Here is a 14,811-nt window from a genome sequence, read left to right as displayed (position 1 = left end):
GAGTGCGGCAAGACGAAAGAGTTTTCTATGACCGACAATGTGACCATTACGGCGGCGCTGCTGGCGGGACTGCTGTCCTTTCTCTCGCCCTGCGTGCTGCCGCTGGTGCCGCCCTACCTGACCTTCATCGCCGGCTCCGGCCTGGAGGAGCTGGCGGAAGGCGGCGAGCGCCGCGCCGCCCGCGACACGACTTTTGCGGCTTTGCTGTTCGTCGCGGGGTTTTCCACCGTTTTCGTCGCCTTGGGCGCGACAGCCTCGGCGATCGGCCAGACGGTGCGCGAAAACCTGCCGCTGCTCTCGGCGGCGGCCGGCGTGGTGATCATCGGCATGGGCCTGCACTTTCTCGGCGTGTTCAAGCTCACCCTGCTCTATCGCGAAAAGCGCCTGCAGGTCGAAAAGCCGGTGGGCCTGTGGGGCGCCTATGTGATGGGCCTCGCCTTCGCCTTTGGCTGGACGCCTTGCATCGGACCGATTCTCGCCGCGATTCTGGCGGTGGCCTCGTCGGAGCAGACGGTGGGCAAGGGCGCGTTCCTGCTGGCGATTTATTCGCTGGGCCTGGGGATTCCGTTCATCGTGGCGGCGCTGGCGATGGAGCCGTTCATCCGTTTCCTGCGCCGCTTCAAGCAGCATTTCGGCAAGGTCGAGCGTGTGGTAGGGGCGCTGCTGGTGGTGACCGGCGTCGCCTTCCTCACCGGCGGCATCCAAAACATGTCGTTCTGGCTGATCCAGACGTTTCCGGGACTGGCGACGCTGGGCTAGCGCACCCCCTGGTTCGATAGGCCGCTGTGAGCGGATTGCAGGCGTGATAACGCAAGTGGGTCGACCTTGCCCGGCCCTCCGCGCACGGCTGGTAACTTGACGCGCCCCTGCGTCAGCATTAATTTGACAACCTGTCAGTTGCAGCGACTGCATTTATTTCAAGCGGTTTGCCTATGTACGACTATTACCACATCACCTATTCAACAATTGCCCAAACCGTCCCGATCTCTTTTGGAATCGACCCTGAATACTGCGAGAGCTATGAATGGGCTCCAAGCTGGTCCGGTGAGGTGCTTGTCACGATCGATCCAGCCAATGGCTACGGGTGGATTGATTCGGGATCCATCACCTTCACCAATGTTGGCCTAAGCCAGGGGAACATCGTCACGCGCTCAATGTCCGATTATGATCCCGGCAGCCAAATGACCATATTCGGCAGCGTATCGAGGAACAGCGACGGCGACTGGACGGTGTCCGAAAATTTTCATCGTCACTATAATCCCGGGTCGGACCGCTCCGATCAGCTTTCATTTGTCTTTCATCCCGGAGTCGTTTCGACGGCAGCCATTTCGTTTCAAATGGACCAGTTCTGCGGCGGGCCTGCGTTCACCTCCGAGGGCGTCGTTCAGGCGACAATTCAGGCGACCTGTTTCGTGCGAGATGTGCTGATCGCCACGCCGCACGGAAACGTCGTCGTCCAGGACCTCAAGCCCGGCGATCTCGTCCTGACCGCCGATGGCCGCGCGGCGCCCGTCGAATGGCTCGGGCGCCAGACCATATCGACCCGCTTCGCCGATCCGCTGCGCGCGCTGCCGATCCGCATCAAGGCCGGCGCGCTGGGCGAAAACCGCCCCGCCCGCGACCTGCTGCTGTCCCCCGACCACGCCCTGCTGCTGGGCGGCGCGCTGATCCACGCCGGCGCGCTGGTCAACGGAACGAGCATCGTCCGCGAGACCAACGTCCCCAAGGTCTTCACTTACTACCATGTCGAACTGGCCGACCACGCCCTGATCCTCGCCGAGGGCGTTCCGGCCGAAACTTTTGTCGACAATGTCGACCGCATGGCCTTCGACAACTGGGCGGAGCACGAGGCGCTTTATCCCCAGGGCAAAGCAATTGCCGAACTGCCCTATCCCCGCGCGAAAGCGGCGCGGCAGGTTCCGATCGCGGTGCGCAAAATTCTGGCGGAACGAGCGGCCCTTCTGGCGCCGGCGGTCGTGGCGGCGGCCTGAAGGCGCAAGTCGCACAACTGGCGCGAGAATGACAAATTGCCGTGGCACAAGCAGGTTCGATCCTGCGAGGCCCCATGAAAACCGTGCTGTTCCTGTGCACCGGCAATTACTACCGCAGCCGGTTCGCCGAAGAACTTTTTAACGCCTTCCCGCCGGAAAACTGGCGCGCGATCTCGCGCGGCGTCGCCGTCGACCTCGGCGCCGGCAATATCGGGCCGATCGCGCGCTCCACCGCGCAGGCGCTGCGCGAGCGCGGCATCGCCTTCGACCGGGACAAAGCCCGCCACCCCCTGCAAGTCTCTGTCGCCGACCTCGACGCCGCCGACCACATCGTCGCGCTCAAACTCGCGGAGCACATGCCGCTGATCCGCGCGCGCTTCGCCGCCTGGGCGGAGGCCGCCCCGCCCGACCGCATCGAATATTGGCGCATCCACGACATAGACTTCGCCCCGCCCGAAACCGCGCTGCCGCAGATCGAGGCCCACGTGCGCGATCTCATCGGGCGGTTGCGATAGAGAGAGATTTTTTCATATACAACAAGTGAGTAGCCCTCACCCTGAGGAGCCCGCCTTAGCGGGCGTCTCGAAGGGCGGGGGCGGCCCACGGGTCGTTCGGCAGCTATATTATTTCTCCACCGGCTCGCCGGCCGCCAGCCAATCGTTCATCGAACCGGCGTAATGGGTGTTGGCGTCGGAGCGCCCGCCGAGTCGCGCCATTTCCATGGCGCGTTGCGTGCGCTGCCCCGAACGGCACGAAAACACGATTCGTTTCCCCGCCTCGCGCGGCAGGTTTTGCGGCTCGAAGCGCGACAGCGGAAAATTCACCGCGCCCGGGATGTGGCCGGCGGCAAATTCATCGGGCTCGCGAACGTCCAGCAGCAGGATTTTCCCTTCCGCGAGTCCCTGCTTCAATTCGTCGCGCGTCACCGTCTCGACCATGTCGTCGATTCCTTCTCATGCACGGGGCCCAGGGCCCGCAGAAAGAGTCGTTGTACGCCTCGCGGACCAAGGGGCAAAGCCCAGAATGCAGCGGCGCTCTGGTCCATTCTGTCGATGGCGCGGCGGCGCGGGCTGGCCTATATCGTCTCCGACTAAAGTACCGAGTCGCGTCAAAACGCCGCGCCGGCAGACACTGAGGAAACGTCCATGAGCGAGAGCCTGTCGTCCGACCTGCAATCCGGCGCGCTGGTCTATCATTCCCATCCGCGCCCCGGAAAACTGGAGATTCGCGCGACAAAACCGCTCGGCAACCAGCGCGACCTCGCGCTGGCCTATTCCCCCGGCGTCGCCGCGCCCTGTCTCGAAATCGCCGCCGAGCCCGACAAGGCCGGGCTCTACACCGCCCGGCAAAACCTCGTCGCCGTGGTCACCAACGGCACGGCCGTGCTCGGCCTCGGCGACATCGGCCCGCTCGCCGCCAAGCCGGTGATGGAGGGCAAGGCGGTGCTCTTCAAAAAATTCGCCGGCATCGACGTGTTCGACATCGAGCTGAACGAAAAAAACGTCGACCGCTTGGTGGACGCGATCGCCGCGCTGGAGCCGACTTTTGGAGGCATCAATCTCGAGGACATCAAGGCCCCGGAATGTTTTGAGGTCGAACGCCGCCTGCGGGAAAAACTGGCGATCCCCGTCTTCCACGACGACCAGCACGGCACCGCCATCATCGTCGGCGCCGCCGTGACCAACGGCCTGAAACTCGCCCGGAAACGGATCGAAGAGGCCAAAATCGTCGCCTCCGGCGCCGGCGCGGCGGCGCTCGCCTGCCTGGGCCTGCTGGTGTCGCTCGGCGCCAGGCGCGAAAACATCTGGGTCACCGATCTCGACGGCGTGGTGTTCAAGGGCCGCAACACGCTGATGGACCCGCTGAAGGAAACTTTTGCGCAGGACACGCAAGCCCGCACCCTGGCGGAGGTCATCCCCAACGCCGACGTCTTCCTCGGCCTCTCCGCCGGCGGCGTGTTGAAGCCTGACATGGTCCGGCAGATGGCGGCGACGCCGCTGATCCTGGCGCTAGCCAATCCTCATCCGGAAATCCTCCCGGAAGAAGCGCTCGCCGTGCGGCCGGACGCCGTGCTGTGCACCGGGCGCTCGGATTATCCCAATCAGGTCAATAACGTCCTGTGCTTCCCCTATATTTTCCGCGGCGCGCTCGATGTCGGCGCGACCACGATCAACGAGGCGATGAAGCTCGCCGCGGTCGAGGCCATCGCCGCGCTCGCCCAGGAGCCGCCCGCCGATGAGGTCGCCCGCGCCGCCGGCATCGCCCCCGCCTTCGGCAAAACCAGCCTGATCCCCTCGCCCTTCGATCCGCGCCTGATGCTGCGCATCGCCCCCGCCGTGGCGGAAGCGGCGGCGGCCAGCGGCGTCGCCCGCCACCCGATCGACGATTTCGACGCCTATCGCGCCCGGCTGGAAGGCACGGTGTTCCGCTCCGGCTTCATCATGAAGCCGCTGATGCAGACGGCCAAGGCCAATCCGCGCCGCGTCGTCTATTCCGAGGGCGAGGACGAGCGGGTTTTGCGCGCGGTGCAGTCGGTGGTCGAGGAAGAGATCGCCCGCCCCATCCTGATCGGCCGCCGCGCCGTGATCGAAAAAAACCTGAAGAAATTCGGCCTCGCCGTCGCCCTCGACCGCGATTTCGACCTGATCGATCCGGAAAACGACCCCCGCTACAAGGATTACGTCGCCTCCCTGGTCTCGATCTCGGGGCGGCGGGGCGTGAACCCGGGCCTCGCCCGCACTTTGGTGCGCACCAACAATACGGTGATCGGCGCTCTGGCTTTGGCGCGCGGCGAGGCCGACGGCCTGCTGTGCGGCCTGGAGGGGCGCTATACGGAGCGGCTGGGTTTTCTGCGCGACGTGATCGGCGTCGCGCCCGGCGTGTCGGATTTCGCCGCGATGAGCCTGATGATCACCAGCAAGGGCGCGTTCTTCATCGCCGACACCCATGTGCGCCGCGACCCCTCGGCGGCGGAGATCGCCGAGACCGCCATTCTCTGCGCCGCCCACGCCCGCCGCTTCGGCCTGACGCCGAAAATCGCCTTCGTCTCGGATTCGGATTTCGGCTCGGACGATTCGCCCTCCGCCGCCAAAATGCGCGAGGCCGTCGACATTTTGCGCGAATTGGCGCCGGAGCTCGAAGCCGATGGCGAGATGAAGGCGGACAGCGCGCTCTCCGAGGTGAAAAGGCTGCGCGTGTTCCCGGATTCGCGGCTCAAGGGCGTGGCCAACATCCTGATCATGCCGAACCTTCCCGCCGCCAACATCGCCTATCAGATGACCAAGATGATGGCCGACGCCCTGCCGGTCGGTCCCATCCTGCTCGGCGCGGCGCGCCCCGCCCATATCATCACCCCCTCGGTGACGGCGCGCGGCATTGTCAACATGACGGCGGTGGTTGTGGCGGAAGCGCAACACCACGCGGCAGAACCCTGCAGGGATTGATCCACCGCCGGAAAAAAGGCCCAATCGATGCTATATGAGGGAGAAGGTTTCCGGATGGGCTCCGGAGGAAAGTGAATTCTGCTGCGATCCCGCGGTTTACGCGGGATCGGGCCGGAAAGGCGAAAGATGAACCCCGCGTCGACTCGCAAGATCGCCGCCTTGATCCTGCTTCCGCTCGCCGCGCTGCCGGCGCGGGCGGCGGAACGATCCGTCACGCCCGCGTCCACCGACGCCCCCAGCTATGCCCGCACCTGCAACGCCTATGGCGCCTCCTATTTCGCCGTTCCCGGCACCGACATCTGCCTGTCGCTCGGCGGCGTCGCCGCGGCCCAACTCGAGCCGCGCAACCTGAGCAACTGGCTGCCGGCGCCGCCGCCCGGCGCGGCCCTGCCCTTCACCTCGACGACGCGCCCGACCCAGCAGATCGGCGGCGCCTTCGCCGTGGGGTTCAACGCCACGGCGCGGCTGCCCACCGAGGCCGGTCTGATCTCGGGCTATGTCAGCGGCATCGTCGGCTATGCCGCCGCCAACAATCCCAGCACCTGGAACAATCTGAGCCGGCTCGACTTCGCCTATCTCACCTTCGCCGGCTGGACGGCGGGGCGCGCGCAATCGGCCTTCGACTTCTACGCGGACGCCTGGAATTTCATGCCGCTGCGCGGCTCCAACACCCGCACGGAGCTGGTCTCCTACGCTTTCGCGCCGACGCCGGGCGTGACCGCCGTGGTCTCGGTGGAAAATCCCCGGGAGCGCTGGGGCAACATCGGCCAGAGCGTCGCGCCCTACGCCTCCGCCGCCAATACCGGTCCGGTCGCGCCGGATCTGGTCGGCGCCGTGCGCATCGAAAGCCCGTTCGGCCTGGCGCAGATCAGCGGCGCCGCGCATCAGCTGCACACCGCCTATACCGCGCCGCCCTCGGTCAATCCGCCCGGCGCCTCCTCCTCGCAATGGGGCTTTGCGGCCCAGGGCGGCCTGAAGGTCAACCTGCCCGCCCTGTCCGACGCCGACGCCATGATCCTGCAGGCGACCTATGCGCGCGGCGCCTCGGCCTATGTCTCCGGCGACAACCAGAGCACTTTTGGAGATTTCGGCCGGCCCTCGCTGTCCGGCCCGAACCTCAGCGGCGTCGGCCCCGGCCTGTCCGCCTACGACTACGATTGCGTGATCGGCGCGCAACCCTTCGGACGCTGCGACAAGTCCAGCGGCTACGCCATCGTCGCGGCGCTCAAACATTTCTGGTCGCCCACCGTGTCCTCCTCGCTGTTCGCCAGCGTGTTCGGCATGAATTATCCGGAAGCGGTGAACCAGAGTTCGGCGACCGTCGCCGGCGCCCCCGACTATCGCGAAACCATCCTCGGCGGCAATCTCGCCTGGACCCCGCTGAAGAACCTCATGATCGGCGGCGAACTGTCCTATACGCTGAGCAAGACGCAAACGCCGCAGCCGCCAAGCAATGCCGACCATTGGACCGCCTCGCCCGAATGGTCCGGCCGCGTCCGCGTCCAGCAGAAATTTTGAGCGCGGCCGACGAAAGCCAAGAGCAGCCCGATCTGGCGTCGGATCTGGCGCCGGCTCTCGACCTGGGCCTGTTCGCCTTCGCCCGCATCGGCCCCGACCTGACTGTGCGCGCCGTTCAGGGCCGCCTGCTGGACTGGCTGCCGCCGATCGGCGCGCCGCTCGCGGACACGCCGGTGTTCTTCGGCCTCGACGCGCAATTGGCCGCGCTGCGCGACGGCGCGCGCCTGGACCTGCCGGGCCTGAGGCTGCCGCCCAAGCTCGAGACGCCGTTCGACCTCACGCTGGTCCATGAGCCAAGAACCGGCGGCCTGCTGCTCTACGCCGCCGCCGACGCCGGCGTGCTCGAATTCGAGCGCCAGCTCGCCCACGAACGCCGCCAGAGCCAGATTCTCGCCGATCAGGCCGCGAGCGCCGGCCGGGTGCTGCGCGAACAGGCGGCGCTCTATCGCGACATCGTCGAAAACGACAGCGACCTCGTGCTGCGCCTGGGGCCGGATCTGCGCATCTCCTTCGTCAACACGGCGGTCTGCCGGCTGCTCGGCCTCACCGAAGCCCTCATTCTGGGACGCCCGGTGGACGATCTGCTGGACTCCGCGCCCGAGGAGGTTTGGCGCGCCCGATTTTTTACGAAATCGGCGAGCTATTTCGAGCAGGCGGCCTCGTTCGAACAGGCGGCGCGCCGGGCGGACGGCGAACGCATCTGGATCTGGTGGCGCGTCCATTGGGTCAGCGGCGGCGCCGAATATCAGGCGATCGGCCGCGACATCACCGACCTCTTGCGGCTGCGCGCCGACGCCGCCGCGCGCGCCGAGGAGGCGCGCGCCAATGCGGTGATGCGCGAGCGCCTGCGCATCGCCCACGCCCTGCACGACACGCTGGTGCATTCGCTCGTCGCCCTGAGCCCGCAGATCCGGCTGATCCGCAAGACCGCGGGAGCGGACGCGCCGACGCGGCTCAAGGAGGAGCTGGCCTTCGCCGAACAGGCGGTGCGCGACGGTCTTTCCCGGGCGCGCGCCGCCATAGCGGATTTGCGCAGCCAGACGCTGGAGCGGGAAGGGCTCGGCGCGGCGCTCGAAGGGCTGGCGCGCCGCTTCGGCGATCGCACCGGCGTGCATGTGCTGGTGGACCTCGACGCCCGCGCGGCGACGCTGGCGCCGGAGGTGGCCGACACCTTCTACCGGATCGCCGAAGAGGGCCTGCGCAACGCCGAACTGCACGCGCAGCCGACCCGCGTCGGCGTCACCCTGGCCGTGGACGAGACCGGCGCGGCCACGCTGGTGATCGACGACAACGGCCGCGGCTTCGATCCCGACCAGCCGCCATCAGGACATTTCGGCCTGATCGGCATTCGCGAGCGCGCCGAAATGATCGGCGCGCGCTTCAACCTCGCCTCGACGCCGGGCGTGGGAACGCGCATCGTCGTGGTCGCGCAGGGCGGCTGAAGACTCCTCTGCGTCAACCGCCGCCGCCAATCCCGCGCGGGCCCGGAAGCCCCGCCCGACGCGGCGCGTGAAAGGACGGGTTTACTGTAATCTGACAAGTAATTGCATCTTGCCTGGAAAGCGGCTAGAGCATTGCCGATTATTGCTCACTTTCAGCTGTGCGCGGCGCGATCCGCGCGTTCCCAGCGGCTTCCGATGACGGTGGCGGACAGTTGGGGTGTATCAGGCGGCGGCGCCGCCTTCCTGGAAAACCGGAGGGACGGATTGGAGCGGTCTGAACGCATCCGCATTCTGATCGCGGAGGATCAACCGATGATCCGCCGCGCTTTCGCGTCTATGCTGGCGCTGGAGGGCGATCTGGAGATCGTCGGCCAGGCCGCGGATGGCGCGGAGGCGGTGCAGGAGGCGCGGCGCTGGCAGCCCGACATCGTCCTGATGGACATCCAGATGCCCCGGCTCAACGGCATAGCCGCGACGCGCCAGATCGTCCGCGACTGCCCGGACGCCCAGGTGATCATCCTCACCACTTTCGACACCGACGAGCTGATTTTCGACGCGATCTGCGCGGGCGCCCAGGCCTATCTGCTCAAGGACGCCGAGGAGGACGAAATTCTGGAGACGATCCGCGCGGTGTCGCGCGGCCATTCCCGTCTCGCCCCCAATGTCGCCCGCAAACTGCTCGACGAATTCCGCCGCGTGCGCCGCCCGGCGGCGCCGCTCGACGACGGGCAGGACCAGGAAGCCCTCACCGACCGCGAGAACGCGATCCTGCAGCTGATCGTCGCGGGCAAGGGCAACAAGGAGATCGCCGCCCAGCTCAAGCTCGCGGAAGGCACGGTCAAGAATTACGTCAGCCGCATTCTTGAAAAGCACAACGCCCGCAGCCGCACCGAGCTGGCGGTCAAGGCCCTCAACCGCCGCGCGGAATGAAGGGGACTGGATCGCCGCGATCGGTCATTCATGTCCTGACGCAAGCGGGGGCGTACTGCGATCCAGTCCCTGCGCTCTACTCCACCGCCTCGGTGTGGTGGATTTTCCGATAATCGACCTCCGGCAGCGCGCCCTCCTGCTCCGGCAGCGCGCCAATATCGGCATAGACGTGATTGAAGCGCACATCGGACAAATGGTAGCCGCGGCGCACGATCAGCCTCTGGCCCGAGGTCTCGTCATGGCCGTTGAACACCAGCAGGATCCGCGCGTCCATCGCCGCGAGATCGGCATGGGTCAAGCCATGCAGCGGGCTCGCCGCATCGATCGGGTGAAACAACGTCCAGGACAGGACAAAAATGGGGTTGCGCTGGTGCGCGAGCCGCAGAGGGCTAAAGCGCACGTAGCGGCGGCCCTCTTGCGTGGTCTCGGTATGGATCAGCCAAAGCTCGGCTTCGGCCTCGGTGACGACGCTGTGGCGGGCGTTGGCGAGCCGCGCCATCAGCGTCCTCTGGCCCTGGTGCGGCCCGACCACCAGCGCCTCGGCAAAAATGACGCGCGCCCGCGGCCGCGAAAACCGCGCGAAGATCAGGCCGGTGAACACGGCGAGCGTCGACAGGCCGGTAAAGATTTCGACGGTGACGACGCAATGGGCGTAGGCGTTGGCGGGATGCATGTCGCCATAGCCGACGGTGGCGAGGGTCTCGACGGAGAAGAAGAATTTGTCGAGGAACGAACCCGGCCGCGCATTGGCGATACAATCGCCGCCCAGATGGAACAGGCTGGCGAAGATCAGGTTCATCGTCAGGAAATAGACGGCGAATCCGAGGAAGAACAGCGGCCAGGACGCCGCCATGGAATGGTGGAAGAGATCGCCGAACAGGCTGGGCTTCAGCCCGCGCGCCATAAACTCGCGGTCGGCGACGCGAATCCTCTTGGCCTTGTCGGGGTCGACGATCATGGGGCGTCGATAGCAGCCGCAAGCCTAAGCGTCAAAACCGGTCGAGGTTGATCTTCTGGTCTGGAACGGTCCCATGGAACAGCGGGCGCACCAGGCCGGGCGCGAGGCTTCCCCAGGGCCCGTAGAGCGCGAGCGCCCGGTCGCAGGCGCCGCGGAAGCGATGGCTTTCATAGGCCGCGGCGTGCTGGCGCGCATAAGCGAAGCCGAAAACCTTGATGTAATGGCCATCGACCGGGATGCGGTGGACATCGCGGAACAAGGCGAGCGCGGCGGGATCGACGGCGTAATTGACGCACATCTCGCTCCAGGCGGAGGCGTCGGCGATCAGCCGGATCAGCGCGTCCCGCTGCGGGTCGGGCGCCGCGGGACGGGCTTGGGCGCCGGCGCAGACGAGCGAAGCGGCGAGGCCGAGGATCAGAGTTTTCATGCGGCCCTCTCGAGATTCGACCCCATTCTGCCCGAGGGCCGCGCACAATCAAGCCCCGCAAACGCGTTCTTCCTTCTCCCCTTGCGGGAGAAGGTGGATCGGCGCGAAGCGCCGAGACGGATGAGGGGTTGCGCGCTTCGGGGGACAAAGCGACGGTGAGAGCGTCGCAGCGACGCGGCGCCCACCCCCCGATATCGCCCGCGCTACCCCTAAAGCTTGCGCGATCGCCGCTTCGGCGGCGCGAGAGGTTTGAGCGCGCTTCCCCAAAAAGCGGCGGCCATTTTCTCGGCGTCGCGCATCATCGCCTTCTGCCGCTGCAGCGCGGCGGCGGTGATCACGCCGCGCGCCGGCCCCAAAACCTTGCCGGCGGCGGCATGCGCCCCGCTCAGCCAGAAACTCATGATCGGGTTTTTTCTCATCGGCTGTCCTTTCGCAGGGGACAACGCTCAAGCCGCCGAAACGGATGCAGCCCCGGCCTTGCCGCGCAAAACGGCGCGCGCCCGGCCGAACACGGTGCGGCTCCAGTGCCGGCTGGTGTGCTTGTAGGCCGCCGCCGTCCAGATCGCCACGCAGCGCGACGCTTCGCTGTGGGTGAGGATGCGGGTGCGCCCCAGCCGGGCGTCGAGATCGCCGACCAGCCAGGCGGCCACGCAGCGCGTCAGCAATCCGGGCCCGGTGGACAGCCAGAGAATGTCGGAATCGCCCCGGTTCACCGCCAGGATCGCCTGGTCCAGCGCCGCCAGAATGACGGGATGGCCGGGCGCGACGCCGATCAGATTGTTGCCGGTCGAGCCGAGATTCTCCTCCTGGTAGAGGATGAGGTCGCGGCCTTCCGCCTCCAGCCCGGAGAGCGGCGCGAGGCAGCGGTCGTCGGCGTCGACATACCAGCCGCCATGGCGCGCCAGCCAGGCCAGCCGGAACAGGTCCGCCTTCATCGCCGGCTCCCGCGCCCGCTTGAAGGCGGCGGCCGCGCCCGCGCCCTGCCCGGCGAGGAAGCGGGCGGCGTCGAGGCTGGAAAAGCGGCGGTAGACGAAATCGGGATGGGCGGCGCGCCAGCCCTCGCAGAGTTTTTCCACCTCGGCGGGAATGTTCTCGTCCCAGAACTGCATGATCGCGCGCGGGATCGCACTTTTCGCCAAGCCCGGCCCGGCCGGCTCAAGCCTGCCGCCGCGCCGCAGAGCGATCATCAGCGCCATGGCGGCGGCGGTGGATTCCGGCGCCTCCGCGACGGCGCCAGCGAGACCGGCGATATCCTGCGCGGCCAAAGCGTCGCGCAGGATCGCGCCAATCTCGGCGTCGATGCGGAATTCGTCGAGCAATTGGCCGAGCAGCGATTGCGACGGCTTGGCGCCGCCCCGGTGCGACACGCGATGCGCCGCATTGGCGTTGGTGGCCGCCGCGAGATGGCGGCGCGCCGGCTCGAAATCGCAGCGCAGCAGCGCGGTGCGCCCGGCGCATTCATGCAGCCAGCCGTCGGCGGGACGCAAGGCGAGGGCGTCGGCAAAAGCGCGATAGGCGCCGGCGAGGTCGAAGGCAGAAGCGGCGAGGGCGCCGCGCAGCTGCAGAACCTGCGCCCGCTCCCGCGCGCCGGCGGGAGCCGCCGCCTCCAGCGCGGCGCCCGCGGCATCGAAATCGCCGCGGGCGATCGTGGCGGCGAGCCAACGCGCCCAGAGGTCGAAATGATGCGGAAAGGCGGCGACGCCGTCGCGCAGCAAGGCGAAGGCGGCCTCGGCCTCGCCGAGCATGGTCAGGTTTTTCGCGCGCGCGAGACAGATTTCCGGCGCGTCGCCGAACCGCGCCTGGCAGGCGGCGAGCTCCGCCTCCGCCTCCTCGCCCTGGCCGAGCTTGGCCAGGGATTCGGCGAGCTGGGCGCGAATCCACAGGTTTGCGGGATCGGCGGCGACGGCCTTGCGCCGCAGCTCCACCGCGCTGTCCATATCGTCGATCTGATCGGCGAAGTCGCCGAGCGCGGCGAGCCCCCGGGCGTGGTCCGGCCGGGTCGCAAGCAGGTCCTTCAGCGCGCCGATCGCCGCCTCGGCGTCGCCCTGGCGAAAATCCTCGACCGCCAGTTCGATGCGCGCCTCGTCGAATCCCGGGGCGACCGCCAAAGCGCCGGCAAAGGCGGCGCGGGCGCCCGGCCCGTCCGAGGCCTCGCGGGCGAGAAAACCCAGGCGCATATGCAGTTCGGGACGGTCGCGCCGCGCGATCTCGGCTTCAAGCACGCGCCGGGCCTCCTCGACCCGTCCGGCCTCCTTGAGCTCGTCGGCATATTCGATCACGGCCCAGACATGGCCGCCGGGCGCGCGCGCCGCCGCCTCGAAATTTTGCAGCGCCCGCGCGCGGTCGCCGCGGCGGCGCGCCGCCTGCGCCCGACCCATCAGCGCGCGCACATCGTCGGGCGCAAGCGCCAGCCGGGCGTCGAAAATCGCCTCGGCCTCGTCGAGCCGCTGGACGCGCAAGAATTCCTCGGCGAGGCCGAGCTGCGCGCCCGGATTGTCAGGGGCGAGGCCGGCGGCCTTTTCCAGCAGCGCGACAAGCTCGGCGCCGCAAAAACCCCGGCGGCGCAGGAAAGGCGCATAGGCGAGCAAGGCGTCGGCGGATTCGGGGCGCTCCGCCGCCAGCTCCGCCATCAGCGCCTCGGCTTCGTCGTGACGGCCGAGCGCGGCGAGCGTCACCGCCACATCGTTGCGCATCCAGACATTGGCGGGCTCGTTGCGCGCCGCCGCGCGAAACAGAGGCAACGCGGCCTCATGGTCGCCGCGCTCGCGGGCGATCAGGCCGAGCGCGCGATTGACATGGGCGAGCTCCGGATCGAGGGCGGCGGCGGCGCGATAGGCCGCTTCCGCGTCATCGACCCGACCCTGCTCGCGCAATTCCGCGGCGAGATGGAAGTGCGACCAGGGATTTTGCGGCTCCAGCCGCGCCACGGCGGCCAGGCTCTCGCGCAGCGCAACGCGATCGCCCTGCGCGCGGGCCACCGGAATGCGCGCGCGCCAGCCGGGCGCGAAATCCGGGGCGCGCGCGACCAGAGCGCGGCAGGCCGCCGAGGCCTCGTCCAGAAGGCCGAGATCGTTCAGCAGCACGGCCGCGTCATAGGCGCTCCAAAGATCCTTGGCGTCGCACTCGGCCGCGCGGCGAAAGGAGTCGAGCGCCGCCTCGCGGTCGCCGCGCGTCCGCGCGACCAGCGCAAGCCCCCGCCAGGCCGGGGCGAAACCGGCGTCGAGCGCCAAAACCTGGCGGAAGGCGGCGGCGGCTTCGTCGAACCGTCCGAGCTCGCGGAACTCCGTGGCGGCGTCCTGCGCCGTCCAGATGTCGGAGGGGTTGAAGATGGCGGCGACGCGAAAACACTCGAGGGCCTCAGCGCGGTCGCCGCGCAGGCGGGCGATTTGCGCCAGCCCGCGCCAAGCGTGAAACGCTTTGGGATCGCGGCCGAGCATTTTTTTATACGCGTCCGCCGCCTCGTCCAGCCGCCCCAATTCGCGCAAGTCGCTCGCCAGATCGAACCACAGCCAGATGTTTTCCGGGGTGCGCGCCGCCGCCTCGCGGAAACGCTCCACCGCCGCCGCGCGGTCGCCGCGCTGGCGCGCGATCAGCCCGAGCCCGCGTAACCCCTGCGCCAAGGCGGGGTCCTTGCTCACCGCCTCAAGATAGACCGCCTCGGCCTCGTCGAGGCGCTCGAGCCGCCGCAACTGATCGGCGACATCGAGCAGAATCCAGGGCCTGTCGGGCGCGGCGGCGGCGGCCTGCCGAAACAGCGCCAGCGCGCCGGAATGATCGTCGCGGTCGCGCGCGCAAACAGCTTCGCTGCGCAGAAGCGTCCAGTCCGGGGTCGGATGGCCTGGCTGTTCAGACGCGTCCATTCCGCGCGATCACCCCCGTTAAAATGATTTGAAAACGCCATGATTGACAACAGGCTTGACCAACAGCTGAGCAAGACCAGCCGAAGCCAAACCAGAACGCCACTATAGGTGGCCAGGACCGGACCATCAATCGGGGACGCCTTTGAATCTGTCGGCATCCGGAAAAGGATATCGCGCGCAACGCAGGGGAAGCGGCGCTTGAATTTCGCCGCCGACATAGGCACAGTCTTTCCCAGCATTTC

The 14,811-nt window shown here is 67.7% G+C and carries 12 protein-coding genes; 7 read left to right on the top strand and 5 right to left on the bottom strand.

Translation table 11 applies throughout. The annotated features are described in order from the left end of the window. The first annotated feature begins 27 nt into the window (after nucleotides 1-27). The 3 genes from M2320_RS03840 (at nucleotide 28) to M2320_RS03830 (ending at nucleotide 2,506) form a co-directional block, all read left to right on the top strand. A complete protein-coding gene (locus M2320_RS03840) occupies nucleotides 28-759 on the top strand; it encodes a cytochrome c biogenesis CcdA family protein (RefSeq protein ID WP_184430216.1) in 732 nt (243 codons plus the stop codon). Between the two features lie 422 nt (nucleotides 760-1,181). Further along, the gene (locus M2320_RS03835; RefSeq protein WP_264596139.1) at nucleotides 1,182-1,991 is read left to right on the top strand and encodes a Hint domain-containing protein; all 810 of its coding nucleotides are present in this window, start codon (nucleotides 1,182-1,184) and stop codon (nucleotides 1,989-1,991) included. Nucleotides 1,992-2,065: 74 nt separating this feature from the next. After that, on the top strand, nucleotides 2,066-2,506 hold the full coding sequence (locus M2320_RS03830; protein WP_264596138.1) for a low molecular weight phosphatase family protein: 441 nt from the start codon (nucleotides 2,066-2,068) through the stop codon (nucleotides 2,504-2,506). Between the two features lie 108 nt (nucleotides 2,507-2,614). Here M2320_RS03830 and M2320_RS03825 read toward each other — a convergent pair whose 3' ends face one another. Then, on the bottom strand, nucleotides 2,615-2,929 hold the full coding sequence (locus M2320_RS03825; protein ID WP_264596137.1) for a rhodanese-like domain-containing protein: 315 nt from the start codon (nucleotides 2,927-2,929) through the stop codon (nucleotides 2,615-2,617). Nucleotides 2,930-3,136: 207 nt separating this feature from the next. On the opposite strand from M2320_RS03825, the gene M2320_RS03820 reads away from it, so the two are divergent. The 4 genes from M2320_RS03820 to M2320_RS03805 all read left to right on the top strand — a co-directional run bounded on the left by M2320_RS03820 (nucleotide 3,137) and on the right by M2320_RS03805 (nucleotide 9,324). Beyond that, nucleotides 3,137-5,434, top strand: coding sequence for an NADP-dependent malic enzyme (locus M2320_RS03820; protein WP_264596136.1), 2,298 nt, complete (start codon nucleotides 3,137-3,139; stop codon nucleotides 5,432-5,434). 126 nt (nucleotides 5,435-5,560) lie between these two features. Beyond that, nucleotides 5,561-6,952 (top strand): porin, encoded by a 1,392-nt coding sequence (locus M2320_RS03815; protein ID WP_264596135.1) that lies wholly within the window; start codon nucleotides 5,561-5,563, stop codon nucleotides 6,950-6,952. Further along, the gene (locus M2320_RS03810; protein WP_264596134.1) at nucleotides 6,949-8,394 is read left to right on the top strand and encodes a PAS domain-containing sensor histidine kinase; all 1,446 of its coding nucleotides are present in this window, start codon (nucleotides 6,949-6,951) and stop codon (nucleotides 8,392-8,394) included. The genes M2320_RS03815 and M2320_RS03810 overlap by 4 nt, the downstream gene beginning before the upstream one ends. Nucleotides 8,395-8,589: 195 nt before the next feature. Then, nucleotides 8,590-9,324, top strand: coding sequence for a response regulator (locus tag M2320_RS03805; RefSeq protein ID WP_184427971.1), 735 nt, complete (start codon nucleotides 8,590-8,592; stop codon nucleotides 9,322-9,324). A gap of 76 nt (nucleotides 9,325-9,400) precedes the next feature. Here the strand turns inward: M2320_RS03805 and M2320_RS03800 are convergent, their stop codons facing one another. From M2320_RS03800 to M2320_RS03785, 4 genes are all read right to left on the bottom strand, one after another. After that, nucleotides 9,401-10,282, bottom strand: coding sequence for an ion channel (locus M2320_RS03800; protein ID WP_264596133.1), 882 nt, complete (start codon nucleotides 10,280-10,282; stop codon nucleotides 9,401-9,403). 31 nt (nucleotides 10,283-10,313) lie between these two features. Next, the gene (locus M2320_RS03795; protein WP_264596132.1) at nucleotides 10,314-10,709 is read right to left on the bottom strand and encodes a hypothetical protein; all 396 of its coding nucleotides are present in this window, start codon (nucleotides 10,707-10,709) and stop codon (nucleotides 10,314-10,316) included. A gap of 209 nt (nucleotides 10,710-10,918) precedes the next feature. Then, nucleotides 10,919-11,128, bottom strand: a complete 210-nt coding sequence (locus M2320_RS03790; RefSeq protein ID WP_264596131.1) for a hypothetical protein — start codon at nucleotides 11,126-11,128, stop codon at nucleotides 10,919-10,921. A 27-nt stretch (nucleotides 11,129-11,155) separates the two neighbouring features. Further along, nucleotides 11,156-14,569: a tetratricopeptide repeat protein gene (locus tag M2320_RS03785; protein ID WP_264596130.1), complete on the bottom strand. Its 3,414-nt coding sequence runs from the start codon at nucleotides 14,567-14,569 to the stop codon at nucleotides 11,156-11,158. Nucleotides 14,570-14,811 lie beyond the last annotated feature (242 nt).

This window comes from Rhodoblastus acidophilus (assembly GCF_025961575.1).
Classification (GTDB): Bacteria; Pseudomonadota; Alphaproteobacteria; order Rhizobiales; family Beijerinckiaceae; genus Rhodoblastus; species Rhodoblastus acidophilus_C.
This window is presented reverse-complemented; position numbering and strand designations above follow the sequence as displayed.